A 16207-nucleotide genomic window follows, 5' to 3' on the forward strand; every position below is an offset into this window, starting at 1 on the left:
GCGAAATACCGCCGGAATGCCTGTCACTGGGACGGTCGTCGTGCGGGACATGAAAAAGAGGCGAAGAATCGTCCTGTCGCAACAAGAGGAGAACTGAAACATGCGCATTTCCCTGAAAGCATCCATTGCTCTGCTCGCACTCGCCATCGCGACGCCCTCGCTTGCCGCGGAAAAGGTTTTGGGGCTTGCGGCAATCGACCTGCAGAACTCCTTCTTCGTCCGCATGAAGGAAGCGGGCGACGTGGCTGCCGCCGACTATGGGGTGAAATCCACTTGGCAGAGCGCCGAGGGCAGTCTGGAAAAACAGGTCAGCATCATCGAGAATTTTATCAATCAGGGCGTCAGCGCGATCCTGATCGATCCGATCGACAAGAACGCGGTCATTCCGGTCATCCAGAAAGCCACCGCCGCCGGCATTCCGGTGATCACCATGGGCAACAAGGTCGAGGCCGGCTCGAACTATTCGACGCTCTATCCGGACTACGACAACATGTCGATGGTTGCCCGCGCGCTCGGCAAGTCGCTTGGCGGCAAGGGCGAAGTCGCCCTGCTTGTCGGTTCGCGTGGCAACTTCGTGTCCGACACGCGCGAAAAAGGCTTTGTCGAAACCCTAAAAAAGGAGTTTCCGGACATCAAGGTTGTCGGCATCGAGCCGACCGGCTGGGACGCAGCCAAGGCAACCAATGCCGCCCAGACCTGGCTCACCACCTATCCGGATCTGAAGGCCATCGGCTGCATCTCCGACAGCCTTTGCCTGGCCGCCGATTCCGTTGCCAGCTCGATGGGAACCCAGTTGCTCTACGGCGGCTATGACGGCGACGCCGAGATGAAGCCGCTGATCGACGACGGCAAGATGGTGATGGACGTGCTGACCGGCGCCTATCGTGTCGGCTACTGGAACATCGCCGTTGCCGCTCGCCTGGCCAACGGCGAAAAGCTGCCGCAGGATCTCTACATGCCGACCTATTTCGTGACCTCGGATGCGACGGCCGCGAAGCTCAAGGCGGATGGCCTCACCTTCGAATACATCAACACCGACAAAGAGGCGGTGGAAGCCAAGAACTATACCGAGCAACTCGGTCCCAAGGTTCCGGCGACCGCCATGACCCTGGCAAAGTAACAGCCTAAAGCGGCTCAAGCGCCGGATGACATATCATCCGGCGTCCCCTTTTCCTGACGATCGCCGTCGCCGCTTCCGTGGTGACCGCGCATGATGCTCGATAAGAGGACCGACCCATGTTCCAGTCCTGGACCTCTCCGTTACTGCGGCGCAACGAACCGGTTCTCATCGCGGTGCTACTGGTCGCCATCGCCGTCTTCGGCTGGATCGATCCGCGTTTTCTGTCGACCGGCAATCTTGTCAGCATCGCGCAGCAGAGTGCGGTCATCGCCCTCATCTCTTTTGCCATGACGGCCGTGATCATCGCGCGCGGCATTGATATTTCCGTCGGCAGCAATCTTGCCTGCTCCGGCATCGCAGCGGGTCTTGCCTACACGGCAACCGGCTCGGCGAGCTTGAGCCTTCTCGCCGCGATCGGTGGCGGTGCCGCAATCGGTCTGCTCAATGGAACGCTGATCGGCTTTGCCGGCATCTCCCCATTCATCGCAACGCTCGCCACCATGGCGTTTGCGCGCGGCCTGGCGCTCAGCCTCTCCGGCGCATCCAGCATCGCGGTCGCCGATCCGGTCCTGCTTTTCGCGGGACGCGAGACGATCGGCCTCCTGCCGGTCTCCGTCATCATCGCCGCCATCTGCCTGGGCCTCTGGTGGTTCGTGCTCAATCGTACGGTCTACGGACGCTGGATCTATGCGGTCGGCGGAAATGCGGGCGCGGCGCGGGCCTCACTGGTTCCCGTCGACCTCGTGCGCATCTCCGTCTACCTGATTGCCGGTGCGACAGCCGGACTCGGCGCGATCCTCACCATCGGTCGTCTCGGTTCGGCACAGCCGCTTGCCGGCACCGGGCTCGAATTTACAGCCATTACAGCCGCGATCATCGGCGGCACGAAACTGTCCGGCGGCCAGGGCTCCATCTGGGGAACGGCGATCGGGGCGCTGCTGCTGGGCGTCATCAACACCGGCCTGTCCTTCCTGCAGGTGCCGCAGATCCTGATCTATTTCGTGACCGCGAGCCTCATTCTGGTGGCCGTTCTTACCAGCCAGCCGGAGAGTGTCGCCGCCCTGTTCAAGACCGGTGGCCGCAAGTCCACCCCGTCGCCCCGCAACATCGCCGCAACACCCGTCGGCAAACACAGCATCGCCTTGCGCGGGCTTGGCAAGTCTTTTCCGGGCGTCAAGGCACTCGATGGTGTCAGCTTTGCCGTCTCGGCCGGTGAGGTGGTGGGACTTGCCGGCGAGAACGGGGCCGGGAAATCGACGCTGGTGAAGTGCATTTCCGGTCTGCATCGCCCGGACGAGGGTGAGATCATGATCGACGGCAACGCCGTCCAGTTCCACTCCCCCAGCGACGCCAAGGGCATCAGCGTCATCCATCAGCATTTCAGCCTTTCGCCGGACCTGACGGTGGCCGAGAATCTCTTCATCGGCCGCGAACCGCATACCCGCCTGGGATTTCTCGACCGGGCCCGGATGCGGCGCGATGCGAAATCCATCATGGACGAGCTGTCGCTCGATATCGACATTGGCGCGGAGCTGCGAACGCTTTCCGTCGGGCACCGGCAGATGGTGGAAATTGCCCGTGCCGTTCTGTCCGATGCCTGGTTCTTCATCATGGACGAGCCGACCAGCGCGCTCTCCAACCGCGAGCGCGATCAGCTCTACGACCTGATCGACAGGCTGAGAGCTCGCGGCGCCGGCATCCTCTACATCTCCCACAAGATGGAAGAGATCTTCAGCCAGTGCGACCGCGTCGTCGTTCTGCGTGACGGGCGCTTCATCGGCGAACGCCAGACCCGCCAGACCAGCGAGGCCGAGATCGTCTCGATGATGGTCGGGCGCGATGTCGGCGACATCTTCCCCTATCTCGAAGCGCAAGTCGGCGAAACCGCGATCGAAATCAGCAACATCTCCGATGGCAAGCTCTTGAAGTCGGCCACGCTCAGCGTGTGCAGGGGCGAAATCGTCGCGCTCGCCGGCCTGATGGGAAGCGGCCGCTCCGAGGTGCTCAGGCTGATTGCCGGCCTCGAGACCATGTATGGCGGCACGCTCAGAATTTTCGGCGGGCAGCAGACCGGCGGCGACACCAAGGCCGCCAATCGCGCCGGCATCGTCTACATACCCGAAGACCGGCACCTGGAAGGATTCGTCGGCACGATGTCGATCAGGGACAACCTGTCCCTCGCCTGGATTCGCGACAACAGTCACTTCGGCCTGCTGAGACCTCGCCGCATCCTGGCACTCGCCCGCGATCTCATCGGCTCACTCGGCGTGCGGCCGGCCCAGCCCGACAAAATGACCATCGAGCTTTCGGGCGGCAATCAGCAGAAGGTCGTCATCGGCAAATGGCTTGCCACCAAACCGAAGATCATCCTGCTCGACGAGCCGACACGCGGCGTCGACGTCGGCGCGAAGTCCGAACTCCATCACCTGATCGCAAGATTGAAGGCCGAGGGCGCGGCGATCCTCATGGTGTCGAGCGAGTTGCCCGAGGTTCTCGGCGTTGCCGACCGCATCGTCGTCATGCGCGAAGGCCACTCTGTCGGCACGCTGGCTCGTGGGGCGACGGAAGAAGACGTGATGACGCTGGCCTTCGGTGATCGCACGATCACACCGCCAGCCTGCGCACCCCGGCCAGCATTCAACCTTGCACCATGCCTGTAAGGAGAACCCTTTGAGCAAGCTGAAGATCGCCATTGTCGGTGCCGGCTACATGGGCCTCCTGCATGCGCAGGTGGTTGCCGCGAGCCCTGTCGCGGAACTGTCGGCATTCGTTGATCCGAATGCTGCCACGGGGAGCAAGGCCGCGTCCGATTTCGGTGCCCGGCATTTCCGCGATGCCGCCACCGCGCTGGCCGCCAATGCCGCCGACGCCTATATCGTGGCGGCACCCGACACGCTGCATGAAGACGTCTGCCGCACGCTGCTCGATGCCGGCAAGCCGGTGCTGCTCGAAAAACCGATGGCTCACGATCTTTCCGCTGCCAAGGCGATTGCTAGAGCGGCGGAGAGAAACGGCGCGCGCCTGTTGGTCGGCCACATCCTGCGGTTCGACCCGCGCTATTGCGAGGCCGCGGCAGCGGTGAAATCCGGGCGGATCGGCGAGCCGATCCACGGCAGCAGCGGCCGTTTCACCAATCGCGAAGTCGGTCTTCGCATGAACGGAAACTCGAGCGTCTGCTTCTACCTCGGCGTGCACGACGTCGATGCGCTGCAATGGATCTCAGGTTCGGACATCATCGCCGTCTACTCTCGGCCCGTCGCCAAGCTCATGCCTTCGCTCGGAGTTCGATCCGAAGACGCGATCTTCTCCACCGTCGAGCTGTCGAACGGAATGAGCGGACAGCTCTATTTCGGCTGGACGCTGCCACCGACCGTTCCGACCGGCATCTGGGCACGCACGGAAATCATCGGCACGGAAGGCATGATCGACCTCGACGTGCGCGACCACGGTCTACGCATCCTGTCGCGTGGACAGTGGTCGCAACCCGACGCCCTGCACTGGCCGACCGTCAATGGCCGTATCACCGGGGATCTCTTCGAGGAGGTCCACCATTTCATTTCGGCGGTTCGCGACGACACCCCTTTCGTGATGCCGGTCGGCGACGCCCTGCGCGCCGTCGCCGTCAATGATGCCATCCTGCGCAGCGTCAAATCAGGCCTGCGCGAACCGGTCGAAGATTGGCACATCCGATGAGAGGATCCTCATGACCCGCCAACAGAACATCTGGTGCAGGCGCTTTCTCGACCTCTCGCCGTTGATCCTGCTGGTCATCCTGCTGGCGATCTTCGCGCTCATCGACGCCCGCATCGTTTCAACCGCCAGCCTCATCAACATCGTCGCCCAGGCGACCCCGATCGCCATCCTGGCGCTTGGGGCTCTGATCGTTCTGCTGACGGCGGGCATCGACCTGTCCGCCGGCGTCGGCGTCGCCTTCTGCGCCGTCTTCATCGCCAGCCTGATCGACGGCGGCGCCGGCCTGCCGCTTGCCCTGCTCGTCGGCTTTGCCGTGATGGTGGTGATCGGCCTCGCGAACGGCGCCGTTATCGCATTGTTGAAGATACCGCCCTTCGTGACGACACTGGCCACAATGGTCGCGCTGCAGGGCGCAACGCTTGCGGTTGCCTCCAAAGGCGTCCTGATGCTGAAGGATCCGACGCTTCGCGCGGTCGGCATCGAGCGCAGCTTCGGCATTCCCAATGTCATCTTCGCAACACTGCTGATCGTCGCCGTAGCAGCAATCCTGATGCGGCACAGCCGTTTCGGGCTGCGTACCTATGCGCTCGGGTCGGATGCCGGAGCCGCGGAACTTGCCGGCATCCCGGTGACGAAACACACGATCCTCGTCTATTGCGCCTCCAGTATCTTCGTCTTCCTGACGGCTGTGATCATGATCAGCCGGGTGCATGTCGTGACGCCCAATATCGGCGGTACCTCGCTGCTTCTGGACGCGATCGCCGCTGGCGTGCTCGGCGGCACCAGTATCTTCGGCGGACGGGGAACGGTGTGGGGCGCGGTCGTCGGCGCCCTGATCGTCAGCCTGCTGACGACGGCGCTTCGGGTGTTCGGCACGGACCCGTCCAGCCTCGAACTCTACAAGGGGGCAATCATCATGGTCGCTCTCCTGGCCGATTCCGGCATGACCTACGCCAAGGCCCGGCTTGTCGAGGCAGCACGATGAGCGAGCCAGTTCCGGCATTGCCGATCCCGCCTGGGTCCAGCTTTGCGCTGATGACCTCGCCGGATACGGAAAGACACGCGACAGCCGGCGTGCATAAACCCGTCGTCATTCTGCCGCTCGGCGCTGTCGAGCAACATGGCCCGCATCTGCCGCTCGGCGTCGATTGCTGGCTTGCGGAAGCGGTTGCGCTCGCCGCGGCGGAAGGACAGGCCTCCATGCGTGTCGCCGAACCTATCGCCTATGGCTCGTCCGAGCATCATCGCTCCTTCTCCGGCACCATGAGCCTCAGCCCGCAGACCTTCATCGCCGTTCTCGTCGATCTCTGCACCTGCCTTGCCGAAGACGGCTTCCTGCCGGTCATGCTGAACGGCCATGGCGGAAACCGCGCCGCGATCCAGGTGGCGATCACCACCCTTGGCCAGCGTGGCATCGTCACCGCGGGTTTCTCGTATTTCGATCTCATCGCCGACGTGGCGGCGGAGGCCCTGCCCGATGCCGCTACAGGCACCGGTCACGCTTGCGCGCTTGAAACCTCGTTGATGATGCATGTGCTTGGCGACAGCGTTCGCCGCGATCTCATCCCGCCGGGCGGCACCCCGCCATCCTGGCCGGATCCTCACCTTTACGCCGCGCCGGCCGTCACCGTCTGGCGCCGTTTCGAAGCCATCCGCGGCAACGGCGTCATCGGTACGCCGTCGCAGGCGGGCGCGGAGGCCGGCAGCAGACTTTTCATCGCAGCCGTGGAACGCAGCCGCGCCGCCATTTTGAACATCCAATCCGAATTCGGCCAAAGGAACGCATGATGACAGTCCATTTCAAATCTTCTCTCGAAGGCCCCAACCTGCGCGGCATGGCGATCGTCTCGGAGCCGGAAGCAGCCGCCCGCATCGGCATCAACCGTATCGGCGGCGAGTGGATTGCCGGCAGCTCCGGCAAGTTCCTGAAAATCGACAGTCCGTCGACGGGCGAGCACCTCGGCTATCTCTCACTTTCCACCCGCGCCGATGTCGGCCGCGCGGTGAAAGCCGCCGAAGGCGCACGCGAGGCCATGCGCAAGATGGGAACCTTCGCACGCGCTCAACTGTGCATGCGCATCGCCGACGCGATCGACAGGCGCGCCGAGGAACTCGCGCGCCTGCTCTGCCTGGAACAGGGTAAACCCTTCCACAGCGAGGCAAAGGCCGAAGCATCGGCGGCAGCTCTCGGTTTCCGCAATGCGGCAGAGCAGATGAAGTGGCTGGAGACGGCGGCGTTTCCGCTTGCCGATGCCAACAAGCGCGCCTTCAGCTTCCTGCAGCCGAAGGGTGTCTTTGCCATCATCACACCTTGGAATTTCCCGCTCGCCCTGCCCTGCCTCTATTATCTCGGACCGGCCATCGCAACGGGCAACACCGTCGTCTGGGTGCCGGCGCCGACGACGTCGCTGATTGCCACGGCACTTGTCGAATGCTTCATCGAGGCGGGCCTGCCGGACGGCGCCATCAATCTCGTTCTGGGTGACGGTGCGGAGGTGGGCGACGAGGCGGTCGTTCATCCGGGCACCCATGCCATCGGCTTCACCGGCAGTTCTGTCACAGGCGCGACGATCGCCCGGCGTGGAGCGGGCAAGCCGCTTCTGCTCGAAATGGGCGGCAACGGTCCGACCATCGTGCTGGCCGATGCCGATATCGACATGGCCGCCGCCCGGGTCGGGGCCGGCTGCTTTGCCAATGCCGGGCAGATCTGCACGGCCACCGAACGCGTGCTGGTGCATAAATCCGTCCATGACCGTTTCATCGAAGGTCTCGTGAAAGCGGCCGCGCAGGTGAAAATGGGCGACCCTTTCGATCCCGCGACGACGATGGGTCCGATCAACAATGCGGTGGCCGTCGACAAGGTGCTCAGCCACATCGCGGACGCCCGCGCGCGTGGCGCCGAGATCGTTACCGGCGGCAATGTGGCGTCGGGTTTTGCCACCAATCTCTATTTCGAGCCGTCGATCGTCACAGGACTGACCCGGGAAAGCCTGCTCAATGTCGAGGAATCCTTCGGGCCGATCGCACCCGTGCTGATCTTCGAGACCGATGAGGAGGCGATGGAACTTGCGGCGTCCAGCCCCTACGGCCTGTCGGCCGCGGTCTTCACCAGCACCATCAAGAACGCCTTTGCCTTTGCTGAAAGCCTGAAGGTCGGCATCGTCAACATCAACGAGATGAGCTGCTATTGGGAGCCGCATATTCCTGCCGGCGGCGCCGCCGGGACGCAGAGCGGCCTCGGTCGCACCGGTGGGCGGCACACGCTGATGGAAATGTGCGACCTGAAGACGATTACCGTGGATATCACCCGCTGACATCCAAGGCCCGCGCCTTGTGCGCGGGCTTGCCCTCGAGCTGTCAGATGGACCGGCGCAGGCTGTCGGCCATTTTCTCGCCAATCATGATCGAGGTGAGATTGGTGTTTGCCTGGCAATCGAGCGGCATGATCGACGCATCGATAACCCGCAGTCCTTCCAAACCGTAGACCCGGCATTCCGGATCGACCACGGCCTCGCCGGGCCTTCCCATGCAACAGCCTCCGATCCCATGCTGCGCATCGGAAGACTGCGCCAGCAGGAAATTGTCGACCTCCTCGTCGCTTGCCGTTTCGAGCCATGACAAAGGCAGATCGGAATCCCCCAGCAGGACGCGCTCGGCGATCGCCTGGATCGGCGCCTGCCGGGCAATCTCGCCAAGGTGGCGATAGGCGATACGCATGCGCTGGAGATCCATTGGATCGTCCAGCATGTTCTCTTCCACGATCGGCTGGTCGAAAGGGTTGGCGGAACGCAGTTGCACGGTGCCGCGGCTCTTGGCCTCCATCAGGATCAGATTGACCATGGCCTCGCCGAACTGGGCGCTGTCGGACTCCACGCCGATACCGCCATGGTTCATGGCGACGTAGAGAATGTCGTCGCGCTCAGCGCCCGGCACGCCCGAACTCATCCGCACACAGCAGTTGGTATGCCGCGCGTCGACATCGGTCGCCTTGAATCCCGGCTTCAGCTTCAGTTCGATGCGGCAATAAGGATGGTCGAAGAAACCTTCGCCGACCGGCAGGTCGGCAAGCACCTCGATGTCCTTTCGTTTCAAGAGAGCCGCGGGACCGATGCCCGAGCGCTGCAGGATGACCGGAGAGTGGATGGCGCCGGCCGAGACGATGACCAGCGGCGCCTCGAATTTGCGAACCTGCCCGGCCACGATGGCCAAAACGCCGATCGCTTTCCTGCCGTCGAAAAGCACCTTGTCCACCGTCGCCTGCCCTATGATGGTGAGGTTCGGCCGGTCGCGGGCAGCTTCCAGATAGCCGTCATTGACCGACACGCGCTTGCCGGCTCGACTGTTGATGGGATAGGTGCAAGCCCCTTCGGCATCCGGAGCATTGAGATCGTCATGCCAGGGATGGCCGAGAGCCATCGCGCTTTGGCGCATGGCCTTGTCGACGCTGCCCCAGCTTTCGACAGGCGCGCGGTAGATCGGAATCGGGCCGTCGCTGCCGTGAAAATTGGCCGCGATCGGGTCATCTTCCAGGCGGCAGAAGCAGGGCAGCACGTCGGCTCCCGACCAGCCCTTGCATCCGATTTCCTCCCAGCGGTCGAATGCATGGAGCACACCGCGAATGGCAATCTGCCCATTGACGGCCGTCGAACCGCCAAGCCCCTTGCCGCGCCAGTAGACCCGGTGCTCCTGCCGCTTCGTGCGACGAGCCATCAGGTCGGGATACATGTATTGCTGCTGAAAATGATCGGGAAGCAGCAGGTTGAAGGGATTTGGGCTCGCCATCTCGGCAGGTTGCTCGCCGCTCCGGTAGTCCGGCCCCGCTTCCAGCAAAAGCACGTTCGTGGCAGCATCTTCGGTTAGCCTGGCAGCAAGAACAGCCCCGGCTGCGCCGGCTCCGATAACGATGACATCAAAGGGCATCCGCACTCCCTACATCCGATCAATGCACGGCTTGCTCGACCGCGACATCATGTTGATTTCATTTGCGCACGATCATCTGCTGGCATTCAGGCTCAGCGATGTACGCCGGAACCAACCACCTTAGCCGCGCTGCACGACTGCAAGATCATCATGATTTGTTTTATATGTAAATATGATTTCGTATATGAACTCCCATCTACTCCATATGGCGCGACGAACCCCGGTGCTCTCCGTCACTGCCGGCGATTCTCACACCGTCATCGTCCATCGCCTTTTGATAGCGATCGGCTCTCGACAAAAGCGGTATTTGGCGTGCTGCCCCTTCCGAGTCGCGCCCAGGGAACAACTGCTTCCATGGAAAGTTAGTCCATGGCTACACCGCCGGTGAGCTTTCATGACAATCCAAGGGAGACAAATCATGGCGACTGCAAAAAGAGCGACGACAAAAGGACTGGAGGCTTTGTTCCTCGATGGGCTGAAGGACATTTACTACGCTGAAAAGAAGATACTCAAAGCCTTGCCGAAGATGGCAAAGGGCGCCGAATCCGAGGAGGTGGCCGCGGCCTTTGAGAAACATCGCATGGAAACCGAAGGCCAGGTCGATCGGCTCGAGCAAGTGTTCGAACTTATGGACAAACCGGCCCGCGGCAAGACCTGTCCGGCGATCGACGGCATTCTTGAGGAAGGGTCGGAAATTCTCGACGAATACAAGGGTGACCCGGCGCTGGATGCAGGACTGGTCGGCGCGGCACAGGCCGTCGAGCACTATGAAATCGCGCGCTATGGCACGTTGGTCGCGTGGGCTGAACAGCTTGGCAAGAGCGACGTGGTCAAGCTCCTCAACGAGACATTGAAAGAGGAGGTCGCGACGGACGAAGCGCTTTCCGGGCTGGGCGAAGGCGGTGTCAATGAGCGCGCCCTGCAGCAAGCTGCCTGATTGGGCGTCGTCGCCCCGGCGCCAAGCCGCCGGGCGACTTCGCGACCCGGCCTCGCGGCCTCTTCGTCGGTACCCTTCAGATGCAATCAGACCCACCCCGATACTTCGGGGTGGGTCTGCTGAAATCACACGCGATCAGCGGTTTTTGTGGCTTTGTTCGCCAGCTTTCACATGCTGTTCGTGGGTTCCACCACGCATGCCGGATCCATCGCCCTGCTGCCGTTGCCCACCACCAGCGGCCTGCTGTTGCTGACGATTTTTATTGTCGGCATTCTTGTGGCTCTGCTGGCCTGCCTTCACATGCTGTTCGTGGCTACCACCTTGATTGGGCATTGTTCTTCTCCTTCACAATCCGCGAGGCGACAACCGCCTCGATTGCCTAAGACGAGTCAGGCGCGAACGTTCCCTCACGTAATATTTTGTGAAGACCATCAGACAAAGCCCACGGCGTTCGAAGGCGCCTGAGATGGATGCCGGATTTATTTCTTGGCGTTGGCAACGAGTTCATCTTGGCCGTGACCGACGTTGCCGGCGGATCTCATACCTGTGCCCACCAGGAGGAAAATGCATGTCATTCCGATCCGAGGGATTTACAACCACTTTGACCTATAGCGACGATGAAAGAGCGCAGGCCGCCGCAGCGCTCTATCAATACAACATCGCACAGACCGGGATCGACGACCGAGCTGATATCGGAGCGGAGCTTCGCGACCAGTCAGGAAAGACCTGGGGCGGGCTTTGGGGCAGGACGGAGCTTGGGCTCCTGTTTCTCGACATGTTCTTCCTGCCTGAGCAGTTGCGTGGCCAATCCTTTGGCTCACAACTTCTCACGACGATCGAGGAAGAAGCCATCCGGCGGGGCTGCAAGAAGGCCGTCGTGGAGACGAGCAGTTTCCAGGCGCCGCTATTCTACATGCAGCACGGGTTCGAGGAATTCGGCAAAGTCGAATTCGGGATCCCTGGACATGCCCGAGTCTTCCTTCGGAAAGATCTGCTGTAAGTCTTGGGACAGGGCGCACGGATGGCCATCGGCTAGTTGTTTCAAACGCCAGATGCTCTGGAACAAATCGACGAGTGCGGAGTTAAACGCGTCGCGACGCGCAGTCTTGCAGCGACGTGTCGAATAGAGTGCATCCCGCTGGAGAGGCATGTGCGTACTGGACATTTCAGAAAGCCGATTAGCATTCAACCTGGCCGGATAGACCGCGACAGGGTTGTGGTTTCGGTGTCGGACGCAGCCGAAGTGCTGCTGCGGGACTGGCCAAAGCCGACATCCGAGAGGCGTCTTGCCGCGATCAGAGCGTGCCTTGCCGTCATGCGAGGCGAAAAGCCTACAAGGACCGCACGACAGGCGTTCATCGTTGCGGCCAAGGACGCCAAGATTCTGCTGAGCGAGCAAGTCTGACCGTGGTGGGTCGCCTCGCCGGTGCCTGCAAGTGCGACTCTGCCGAGATTGGTTCGAAAGGGAGAAATCATGATCAAGGTTTCAAGTCCCACGCCTGCCGCGGCCAGAAGCGAAGTTCAGGCAGGAGCAACGCAGGACAAAACGCCGGGGTTCGATCCCGCCATTGCCCCGCTTGAGACAGACGCCGAGGCCGCGGACACGCAAAATTCGGTCGCTGGGACAAGTCCGCCGCGCACTCGCCCAAAATTCGAAAACGATGCCAGCTTTGCCAATGCCATGCGCCCGGTCGAAGGCGAGCCGGAACTGCGGCCCGGCGTCAACTGGCCGGTGTTGGTAATTGCAGCTGTCGTTTTGATAGCAGCCGTGGTTTTCCTGACGGCAGGCATGCTGCGCTGAGAATGATCCCGACGATGCGGCACCACGACCTATTCCTGGAGGTCTGGTGCGCCCTTCATGCCCGAGAGTTCGGTCATTGGGCACAGCAGCCGCGGTCGCGCGGGATCGGAAATGTCGAGCTTGTTCCAAGGGATGCGATATAGACCGCCGCGGCGGCGCAATCGGAAAAGATCCAGCACTGCCACGCCTATGGCCGAGGCCGAGAGGCGCTCGAAAGCGGCGTAGACCCCGACATGGAATTCGGTGACGACGAAATCGTCACCATCCCGTTCGGCGTGGATCTCCTCGATATAGCCGACATTCTTGCCGCGCTGCGAGAGTACGCGTCGCCCAGCCAGATGCTCAAGATTGACGGTGGTCATCATCAAGCTCCCGGAATGCGCCCGATGACATGGTCGCGCAACCAGTCCTGCCAGGCGAAGATCGACGTTTCTCGCACATCGATGTCGAACTCGATATCGATGCCGATATCTTTTACCTTGTGCCAGGCGATCCGATGGGGCTCGCCATGCTGCTTGCCACCCAGCTTGACCGCGAGCCGCGCCATCCACCGCCCAGGCCGTGCGCCGAGGCGACGTGCCAGGGTGATGGAGCCGAGCTCGATGGCAATGATCCGAGGCGGCTTGCCAGGCCGTAACTCCGCCACCAGCCCGTCGACCTTGCCGATCTTGATCTGCTCGCGGTCGACCACCTGCTTGTCGAGGAGATCACGCAGCAACTTCATCATGTGCCTCCGAATATCTGCAGCGGGATGGTCACCACCGCCAGTACGAAGCCGAGCGCGATGATGAAGATGACGGCGGCATTCGACAAAATGCCATTGCGATGCTCGCCGACATAACGTTTGTCGTTCAGCAGAAACAGGAAAGGAACGACCGTCAGCGGCAGGCTGGCTGCCGTCAGCGCCATGGAGAAGATGGTGAGCCTCAGCGGATCGAGACCAAGCGCGATGGGAATAGCCGCCAAAAGCAATGATATCGTGTAGGTGGCGCTGAAACCCGGATCGTCGCGCGGCTTGCGATCCTCGCCCCAATTCCAGCCGAAACCTTGGGCCACAAGATAGGCCTGTTGCAACCCGACCTCTAGTGCGGCGCCGAAGCAGGCAATGGCGAGGGAGGCAACAAACAGCACGAAGCCCCAGAAGCCGAATATAGGTATCAGCATCAACGGCAACTGGTGATAGTCATCCACTTGGGTGACGCCATGCGTGGCGAGCACGAGAGCGGCCACGATCAACACGCCGATCGAGATGGTCCCCCCGAAAGTCATGCCCAACCCCGCTATGGCCCGATTGGCTCCGAGATAGCTTTTGTCCCACCGGTCCTCGATGGCCCCCGAGGAATAGAACATGAAGAGGTAGGGCGATATCGAGGCGCCGAGAATGCTGACCGCCATGAACCAGTAATTGGCGGCATCGTGGACCGGCAGCGAAGGCACGGCGCCCCTTGCGACTGCCGTCCAATCGGGTCTCAGCATCACCGCTCCGACGACGAAACACAGCGTCACCAGACCGAGAATAGATACGCCCTTCTCGATGAAGCCGAACGTGCCTTTCCAAAGCAGCAGCCACGCCAACAAAGCCACCGGCAGTGCCCACCACTGGAAGCCTATGCCGGTGGCAAATTCGAGTGCAATGGCGACGCCGCCGATCTCGGCGGACAGCATCAGGAAATTGACCAGCAGGGCGGCAAGCAACGGCCATAGAAAGACGTTGAAGCCGAATCTCTCGCGGATGCCGTCGGAGATTGTGTGATGGCTCACGGCCGCGAACCGGCCGGACATTTCGACAAGGAAGATGATGCAGATGGTGCCGAGCACCACCGCCCAGATCAACTGGAAGCCAAACATCGCGCCTGCCTGCGCCGCCGTCGCCATGGACCCAACTTCGAGGAAGCCGCCGACGCTGGTGACGACGCCGAGGGATATTTCCATGAGCTTCTTCATGGCTTTGGCGCGAAATATTTGGCGTAGGCGGTAGCGAGCGAACGCGACGCCAGCCGTAGATCCTGTTGCGCATCTTGGACTTCCGGCCGGTCGCCCGCCTGCAATCCGGCCTCTGCACGTGCCACCGCGACCGACAAATCGTTGACTGCCTTTGTCAGCGAAGCTTGCTCGGCGGGTTCACTGGTTTCGGCGGACCGGATTTGCTCCCCGGCATCGGCAAGCGTCTTGCCGATCGATTGCAGCGTACCCGCCGTGTATGCGGTCGGCGCCGCCCCTGCCGCCCAGGCGTCCAGCGCCATTAACACGGTCTGCGATGCGGAGGCCGCTGTTCGTGATTGCTGCTCGATCTGATCGGAAGATGAGCATGCCGACAACATCATCGACAGCAAGCACAAGCAGTCGAGCCTGAGATAGCGGCGTCTAACGATCAAATCAGGCGTTTGGTGCGCCACCGAATAGTCTCCCCCGACCCAACAAAACCGTGGCCGGCGTAAATCTGATCTAGAGCGCTCGTCGGGTCCGTCAACGACCGCGCCCGCCGATCCGGAGCACGCGGCGGCGAGCCAGGTCCCGATCGGTTTCAATTGCCGCATCAGCGTAAGCTGAAGGTTAGGCAGGGCGATCCCCGTTCGGAGCGTCTTGGATTCTATATTCGTGAATGAGGCCGAGAACCTGAGTTCTGACTGTGTCGCGCGCGTCGGGCTGGATGAAAAACATCAGCCGTTCGACCGCTTCAACGACTGCTTCGGGCAGATCCGAAACCGCATCGGTGAATTCGCTGCCATGCTCGTACATATTGTCCGTCAGTTTCTTGTCGAGGTCGGAAAGGATGCCCATCATCCACACTCCAGATCCGTGCTGTATCGAACTCACTTCGGCACCGTCACCGCGACGTCGCCTCGCCTGTTGCTGCCGGCCGTCGATCACTGCTGCCCCGGCATTTCCGTGTTTTCCCTAGGATTTTTCTGGACGCCGGCAGCCGGGGCGGTGTCCGCGGGGGCATTGCCGCCCTGGTTCTGCTCCGGCGCGCGTTTCAGCGGCGAGGTCTGCCAGCCCATATCGACGTAGAAAAAGCCCACGACGAAACCAACAATGATGACCGCCGCTATCATCAGCGAGATTATTGCGTTGCGTCGCTCCATAGGCCTAGCCACCACTTGGCTTGGGAGATGCCGGCTGGGTTGGCTGCGTACCTTGCTGGTCGCCGCCGGTGCTGGTCTGCGGTGTTGGGTTGGTGTCCGTCGTGGGATTCTTGTCGACCGGCTGGCTGTTCGTAGTATCCGTCTTGGACTTGGCTGGATCGGCATTGTCGTTGCACCCCGCCAAGGCGAGCAATGCCGCTGACATCAAGAACACTCCCCTCATGCTGATTTCTCCTGGCTGAGTCCGGGCGAAGCCGCCTGCCAATGACCTATCCGGTCGAACCGCACCGAGAGCCCCTGTTTGACCGCGCTTCTAGCCAGCAAATGGTCTAGCTCGGCGTCTTCGATCGGACTTCGTACGACTTGGCGAATGGCCTTGCAGGCAAGTTCCGTCGAGACGAAATCATATCTCCTGCTCCTGGCGACGACATATTGTTCGACCAGCATTTTCACGCGCCTGAGCGCGATTTCTTCGGCGTATTGCATTTTATTCCTCCTGCGCCCCGAACTGCCGAACGGGTTTGTTGTTCCCTCCTGGATCTCAAAACATCACCGTCGCCATCAGGAAAAGCCCGCGCCTCCCGGACAGGGCACGCGCGGGCTGGACCAGGCTGAGGGGACCCGATCATGCAGCATCAAAAAGGGGGAGC

Annotated in this window: 20 protein-coding genes; 10 read left to right on the forward strand and 10 right to left on the reverse strand. The window is 61.7% G+C overall.

Annotated features, from left to right (window positions below):
• Positions 1 to 100 precede the first annotated feature (100 nt).
• The 6 genes from NP945_RS25735 to NP945_RS25760 all read left to right on the forward strand — a co-directional run bounded on the left by NP945_RS25735 (position 101) and on the right by NP945_RS25760 (position 8127).
• Positions 101 to 1120, forward strand: coding sequence for a sugar ABC transporter substrate-binding protein (locus tag NP945_RS25735; protein ID WP_013530435.1), 1020 nt, complete (start codon positions 101 to 103; stop codon positions 1118 to 1120).
• Positions 1121 to 1236: 116 nt separating this feature from the next.
• The gene (locus NP945_RS25740) at positions 1237 to 3780 is read left to right on the forward strand and encodes an ATP-binding cassette domain-containing protein (protein WP_256747904.1); all 2544 of its coding nucleotides are present in this window, start codon (positions 1237 to 1239) and stop codon (positions 3778 to 3780) included.
• 10 nt (positions 3781 to 3790) lie between these two features.
• Positions 3791 to 4813, forward strand: coding sequence for a Gfo/Idh/MocA family protein (locus NP945_RS25745; protein ID WP_127271524.1), 1023 nt, complete (start codon positions 3791 to 3793; stop codon positions 4811 to 4813).
• A gap of 10 nt (positions 4814 to 4823) precedes the next feature.
• A complete protein-coding gene (locus NP945_RS25750) occupies positions 4824 to 5798 on the forward strand; it encodes an ABC transporter permease (protein WP_256747905.1) in 975 nt (324 codons plus the stop codon).
• Positions 5795 to 6601: a creatininase family protein gene (locus tag NP945_RS25755; protein ID WP_256747906.1), complete on the forward strand. Its 807-nt coding sequence runs from the start codon at positions 5795 to 5797 to the stop codon at positions 6599 to 6601. Before NP945_RS25750 ends, NP945_RS25755 begins: the two co-directional genes overlap by 4 nt.
• Positions 6601 to 8127, forward strand: a complete 1527-nt coding sequence (locus NP945_RS25760) for an aldehyde dehydrogenase (RefSeq protein ID WP_256747907.1) — start codon at positions 6601 to 6603, stop codon at positions 8125 to 8127. The genes NP945_RS25755 and NP945_RS25760 overlap by 1 nt, the downstream gene beginning before the upstream one ends.
• A 43-nt stretch (positions 8128 to 8170) precedes the next feature.
• Here the strand turns inward: NP945_RS25760 and NP945_RS25765 are convergent, their stop codons facing one another.
• Positions 8171 to 9733 (reverse strand): GMC family oxidoreductase, encoded by a 1563-nt coding sequence (locus NP945_RS25765; protein ID WP_256747908.1) that lies wholly within the window; start codon positions 9731 to 9733, stop codon positions 8171 to 8173.
• 418 nt (positions 9734 to 10151) lie between these two features.
• Here NP945_RS25765 and NP945_RS25770 point away from each other — a divergent pair, with 418 nt between their 5' ends.
• Positions 10152 to 10670: a ferritin-like domain-containing protein gene (locus NP945_RS25770; protein ID WP_127268257.1), complete on the forward strand. Its 519-nt coding sequence runs from the start codon at positions 10152 to 10154 to the stop codon at positions 10668 to 10670.
• A 135-nt stretch (positions 10671 to 10805) separates the two neighbouring features.
• Here NP945_RS25770 and NP945_RS25775 read toward each other — a convergent pair whose 3' ends face one another.
• Entirely contained in the window at positions 10806 to 11003 is a 198-nt protein-coding gene (locus NP945_RS25775) for a hypothetical protein (protein ID WP_013530427.1), read from the reverse strand.
• 268 nt (positions 11004 to 11271) lie between these two features.
• Here NP945_RS25775 and NP945_RS25780 point away from each other — a divergent pair, with 268 nt between their 5' ends.
• From NP945_RS25780 to NP945_RS25790, 3 genes are all read left to right on the forward strand, one after another.
• Positions 11272 to 11670 (forward strand): GNAT family N-acetyltransferase, encoded by a 399-nt coding sequence (locus NP945_RS25780; RefSeq protein WP_245463656.1) that lies wholly within the window; start codon positions 11272 to 11274, stop codon positions 11668 to 11670.
• 150 nt (positions 11671 to 11820) lie between these two features.
• Positions 11821 to 12075: a DUF982 domain-containing protein gene (locus NP945_RS25785; RefSeq protein WP_256747909.1), complete on the forward strand. Its 255-nt coding sequence runs from the start codon at positions 11821 to 11823 to the stop codon at positions 12073 to 12075.
• A 69-nt stretch (positions 12076 to 12144) separates the two neighbouring features.
• The gene (locus tag NP945_RS25790; RefSeq protein ID WP_256747910.1) at positions 12145 to 12471 is read left to right on the forward strand and encodes a hypothetical protein; all 327 of its coding nucleotides are present in this window, start codon (positions 12145 to 12147) and stop codon (positions 12469 to 12471) included.
• 29 nt (positions 12472 to 12500) lie between these two features.
• On the opposite strand, the gene NP945_RS25795 is transcribed toward NP945_RS25790, so the two are convergent.
• The 8 genes from NP945_RS25795 to NP945_RS25830 all read right to left on the reverse strand — a co-directional run bounded on the left by NP945_RS25795 (position 12501) and on the right by NP945_RS25830 (position 16043).
• On the reverse strand, positions 12501 to 12833 hold the full coding sequence (locus NP945_RS25795) for a hypothetical protein (protein WP_256747911.1): 333 nt from the start codon (positions 12831 to 12833) through the stop codon (positions 12501 to 12503).
• 2 nt (positions 12834 to 12835) lie between these two features.
• The gene (locus NP945_RS25800) at positions 12836 to 13195 is read right to left on the reverse strand and encodes a hypothetical protein (protein ID WP_128307633.1); all 360 of its coding nucleotides are present in this window, start codon (positions 13193 to 13195) and stop codon (positions 12836 to 12838) included.
• A complete protein-coding gene (locus NP945_RS25805) occupies positions 13195 to 14415 on the reverse strand; it encodes an NRAMP family divalent metal transporter (protein ID WP_306283283.1) in 1221 nt (406 codons plus the stop codon). Before NP945_RS25805 ends, NP945_RS25800 begins: the two co-directional genes overlap by 1 nt.
• Positions 14412 to 14867: a hypothetical protein gene (locus NP945_RS25810; RefSeq protein WP_256747913.1), complete on the reverse strand. Its 456-nt coding sequence runs from the start codon at positions 14865 to 14867 to the stop codon at positions 14412 to 14414. Before NP945_RS25810 ends, NP945_RS25805 begins: the two co-directional genes overlap by 4 nt.
• A gap of 157 nt (positions 14868 to 15024) precedes the next feature.
• The gene (locus NP945_RS25815) at positions 15025 to 15255 is read right to left on the reverse strand and encodes a hypothetical protein (RefSeq protein ID WP_031212583.1); all 231 of its coding nucleotides are present in this window, start codon (positions 15253 to 15255) and stop codon (positions 15025 to 15027) included.
• An 83-nt stretch (positions 15256 to 15338) separates the two neighbouring features.
• Positions 15339 to 15557, reverse strand: a complete 219-nt coding sequence (locus NP945_RS25820) for a hypothetical protein (protein ID WP_256747914.1) — start codon at positions 15555 to 15557, stop codon at positions 15339 to 15341.
• Positions 15558 to 15561: 4 nt separating this feature from the next.
• Positions 15562 to 15780 carry a hypothetical protein gene (locus tag NP945_RS25825; RefSeq protein ID WP_127395837.1) on the reverse strand — a complete coding sequence of 73 codons (219 nt, stop codon included), beginning with the start codon at positions 15778 to 15780 and terminating at the stop codon, positions 15562 to 15564.
• Positions 15777 to 16043 carry a hypothetical protein gene (locus NP945_RS25830; RefSeq protein ID WP_027036323.1) on the reverse strand — a complete coding sequence of 89 codons (267 nt, stop codon included), beginning with the start codon at positions 16041 to 16043 and terminating at the stop codon, positions 15777 to 15779. Before NP945_RS25830 ends, NP945_RS25825 begins: the two co-directional genes overlap by 4 nt.
• Positions 16044 to 16207 lie beyond the last annotated feature (164 nt).

The organism is Mesorhizobium sp. LMG17149, from assembly GCF_024518695.1.
In the GTDB taxonomy this organism is placed as follows: Bacteria; Pseudomonadota; Alphaproteobacteria; order Rhizobiales; family Rhizobiaceae; genus Mesorhizobium.

Excerpts from the sequence above, each read along its gene's own strand:
- NP945_RS25760 (WP_256747907.1), top strand. The coding sequence starts at position 6,601 with ATGACAGTCCATTTCAAATCTTCTCTCGAAGGCCCCAACCTGCGCGGC.
- NP945_RS25825 (WP_127395837.1), bottom strand. The coding sequence starts at position 15,780 with ATGAGGGGAGTGTTCTTGATGTCAGCGGCATTGCTCGCCTTGGCGGGG.
- NP945_RS25830 (WP_027036323.1), bottom strand. The coding sequence starts at position 16,043 with ATGCAATACGCCGAAGAAATCGCGCTCAGGCGCGTGAAAATGCTGGTC.
- NP945_RS25770 (WP_127268257.1), top strand. The coding sequence starts at position 10,152 with ATGGCGACTGCAAAAAGAGCGACGACAAAAGGACTGGAGGCTTTGTTC.
- NP945_RS25735 (WP_013530435.1), top strand. The coding sequence starts at position 101 with ATGCGCATTTCCCTGAAAGCATCCATTGCTCTGCTCGCACTCGCCATC.
- NP945_RS25790 (WP_256747910.1), top strand. The coding sequence starts at position 12,145 with ATGATCAAGGTTTCAAGTCCCACGCCTGCCGCGGCCAGAAGCGAAGTT.
- NP945_RS25820 (WP_256747914.1), bottom strand. The coding sequence starts at position 15,557 with ATGGAGCGACGCAACGCAATAATCTCGCTGATGATAGCGGCGGTCATC.
- NP945_RS25775 (WP_013530427.1), bottom strand. The coding sequence starts at position 11,003 with ATGCCCAATCAAGGTGGTAGCCACGAACAGCATGTGAAGGCAGGCCAG.
- NP945_RS25815 (WP_031212583.1), bottom strand. The coding sequence starts at position 15,255 with ATGATGGGCATCCTTTCCGACCTCGACAAGAAACTGACGGACAATATG.
- NP945_RS25795 (WP_256747911.1), bottom strand. The coding sequence starts at position 12,833 with ATGACCACCGTCAATCTTGAGCATCTGGCTGGGCGACGCGTACTCTCG.
- NP945_RS25750 (WP_256747905.1), top strand. The coding sequence starts at position 4,824 with ATGACCCGCCAACAGAACATCTGGTGCAGGCGCTTTCTCGACCTCTCG.
- NP945_RS25740 (WP_256747904.1), top strand. The coding sequence starts at position 1,237 with ATGTTCCAGTCCTGGACCTCTCCGTTACTGCGGCGCAACGAACCGGTT.
- NP945_RS25755 (WP_256747906.1), top strand. The coding sequence starts at position 5,795 with ATGAGCGAGCCAGTTCCGGCATTGCCGATCCCGCCTGGGTCCAGCTTT.
- NP945_RS25805 (WP_306283283.1), bottom strand. The coding sequence starts at position 14,415 with ATGAAGAAGCTCATGGAAATATCCCTCGGCGTCGTCACCAGCGTCGGC.
- NP945_RS25765 (WP_256747908.1), bottom strand. The coding sequence starts at position 9,733 with ATGCCCTTTGATGTCATCGTTATCGGAGCCGGCGCAGCCGGGGCTGTT.
- NP945_RS25800 (WP_128307633.1), bottom strand. The coding sequence starts at position 13,195 with ATGAAGTTGCTGCGTGATCTCCTCGACAAGCAGGTGGTCGACCGCGAG.